3 protein-coding genes are annotated in these 2,585 nt (G+C 55.1%); 2 read left to right on the top strand and 1 reads right to left on the bottom strand.

What is annotated here, in order from left to right:
• Positions 1-154: 154 nt before the first annotated feature.
• Positions 155-520: an IS66-like element accessory protein TnpA gene (gene tnpA, locus BM225_RS21425; protein ID WP_092465535.1), complete on the bottom strand. Its 366-nt coding sequence runs from the start codon at positions 518-520 to the stop codon at positions 155-157.
• Positions 521-1,599: 1,079 nt separating this feature from the next.
• Here tnpA and BM225_RS21420 point away from each other — a divergent pair.
• Both BM225_RS21420 and BM225_RS22015 read left to right on the top strand, forming a co-directional pair.
• A complete protein-coding gene (locus BM225_RS21420) occupies positions 1,600-2,277 on the top strand; it encodes a DNA-binding protein (RefSeq protein WP_092465534.1) in 678 nt (225 codons plus the stop codon).
• 96 nt (positions 2,278-2,373) lie between these two features.
• Positions 2,374-2,585 (top strand): hypothetical protein (locus BM225_RS22015; protein ID WP_218157098.1); only part of this gene is annotated, 212 nt, incomplete at its 3' end.

Here is a 2,585-nt window from a genome sequence, read left to right as displayed (position 1 = left end):
ATTCGACCTCTGGAAAGGCTACGCTGCCGAAATGACCGCCTGACAGGCAGAGCTTTCGCTCCGCTCGATCAGGCGATAATAAGTTGGCAATGCCCCTTCCTCATGTCTGTGACACCACAGGCCAGATACACTCTGACGCCCGTTCCCGGGCCAATCATACCGACTCCAGCAGACGCACGAGCCTCAGCAGATTGTCCGAGCACAGATCACTGGGGCAACGAAGGGTTCGGCCATTGGCCACCCGGATCTCAATGTCTCCGGCCAAGCGTTCATCAGCACCGTCTGGCTCAGGCCGAACCAAAGGCAAGAAAGTAACCCCAGAGCCTGCTGTAGCCTCTAGCAGGCCCTTCTTCTTCAGTTCTTGTCGCCATTGGTAAATGTGCTGACGAGTAATATCATGCGCCCGTGCAACATCCGAAACACTGGCGCCGTTCACGCCGACCTCGTCCAGGATGGCCAGCTTCTCTTCATCCCGCCAGCGGCGCCGACGTTCGACCCCGATAATAACTTCCTGTCGCATCTTGAGCCCTGCCTCATACGACGTCGGTAACGACGCCAATTATGACATAGCTTAAGACATCAGACCCAATTCAGGCAGGTGGTCCCAATGGAGCCGTTACGATCCACGATCCACGATCCACGATCCACGATCCACGATCCACGATCCACGAAACATGCTGTTTGAGATTTTATTTACAAGCGTCTATACGCGGAGCATCCCATGTAAAGTAACAGGCATTTCCGATGCCCCTCATCCTTGGCCTCGTCACGATCGCGTCTAGAGTATGAGAGCTGAATGCCAGAGCCAGCATTCAAAGTCGTCGAAGCTTTTTTGTGGTAAACCGACAAGACTCCAAGCTCAAAACACATTCCGAATTTGGCATGTTTTGAGCCTATTACAGAGGGTTTTACGCTGAAATCTGGCTTCCTCCCGGCATTTTGCCATTTTTTGATGATTATTATTCAACAAAAACAACAGTGTAACACTTTTTTCAGTTTGTTACAGCGCTGTTGCGGGCGCTGCAACATGCCTAAAGCACTGAAATCTAAAGATCTTTCTATCTATCTATACCATGTAACAGAGAAATAGATATATCCTTATACACACGCACACACGCACACACGCACGCACCTACACACGCGCAGGGAGCTATTCATCCTCGCGCAACATGCAACATATCTTAAGCACCTGTATTTATTAGATATTATTGTTGCGGGGTCTAAAGCGCAGCGTTTTTTGATGAAGATTTCCAATATTTAACAATTACTTAAGCGTTCCAAGGTGCCATTTCGGCCTGTGCAACATTTTTGAAGGCGCGCTGGGGGGCGCTCGACCTCCAACAAAACAAGGGAGTTTCGAGGCATCGCACAGACCGGCACTTGCATAATTCATAGATATTGATGGGGCAAACGTGCCGATTTCCTGGGTCACCTACGGCAAAAATCGGGCGGGTCGAACCATGAGGTCGCCTCTCTACGAACGCGCCCCAGCCCCCGCGAAAAAAAGCGCGCCTTTCGCAAAAAAACTTGGCTTCGCGCTCTAGCGGGAAATTTTTGAGGCTCTTACGTCGCCTAGAGCAACAGAAGCGGAGCAGGCAAATGTCGAATAAAAACACGAAATCCCTCAACATGGAGGACGTCAACTTGGCGCGTCAGCAGGCGCTGCGGGACGGAATGAAACCCACCGTGAGCCTGCTCCACAACACCATTGGCGGCAATACCGGCGCCATCGGGGCGCTGCTTTCTGAGCTTGCTGCACGCGATGATCGCGCCAGGGCCGCGTTCGACCTTCCTGACGAATTTTTGCTCTCTAGCCTGTCGAACATCAGCCAGATGTGGTCTGCAGCCGTGGCAAAAAATGGCGCCGAGCTCTCGGGTGCGCGGGCCCAACTTGAGGCTCTCAGTGCTGACCACGCCGCTCTGCAAACCCAGCTCGAAATGCACATTGCGGAGAATGCCCGGCTGTCGGACGAACGCCATGCTCTGGCCGAGCGTCTCGCCACAGCGGATCAAAAACTGGCGGCGCTTGAGGCCTTGGAGGCGAAGATGGGCGAGATGCAGGCCCGCCATGACGAGGGGCTGTCCGAGGCGGCTGCAAAAATTCAAGCTGCAGAGACTGGTTTCGAGGCCGCCAAGGCAACGTGGACAGAACGCGAGAGGTCGCTCATCGCGCGCCTTGAGGAGGCGCAGAAAACGGCAGAGCGCTATCGGGTGCAGTTCGAGAGCTATGCACATCGCGTGCTTGACCGCGTAGGCCCGCTCGCCGAAGCGGGGTAGGCGCAACCGTGATTGATGTCCTTTGCATCCCGACGGCGCGGTGCATAGCGCAGTATCGAACATGCCGCGATAGCACCGCCGAGACGGACCCGGAGGATGAGGTTTCAGATCGGCGGCACTGCCCGGGCCAACGGAGCCGCCGCTGCCACAGCGGGCCTGAGACAGATGCCGGAGCACCAGCGGCTTGCGCTGAGAGTATTCAGCAAGCCCGGCGGCATTGCCAACTTATTATCGCCTGATCGAGCGGAGCGAAAGCTCTGCCTGTCAGGCGGTCATTTCGGCAGCGTAGCCTTTCCAGAGGTCGAATG

Origin of the sequence: Donghicola eburneus (assembly GCF_900115865.1) — a bacterium.
Taxonomy (GTDB): domain Bacteria; phylum Pseudomonadota; class Alphaproteobacteria; order Rhodobacterales; family Rhodobacteraceae; genus Donghicola; species Donghicola eburneus.
This window is presented reverse-complemented; position numbering and strand designations above follow the sequence as displayed.

Bases quoted from the DNA above. Each gene is read 5' to 3' on its own strand.
- BM225_RS21420 (WP_092465534.1), top strand. From the start codon at position 1,600: ATGTCGAATAAAAACACGAAATCCCTCAACATGGAGGACGTCAACTTG.
- tnpA (WP_092465535.1), bottom strand. From the start codon at position 520: ATGCGACAGGAAGTTATTATCGGGGTCGAACGTCGGCGCCGCTGGCGG.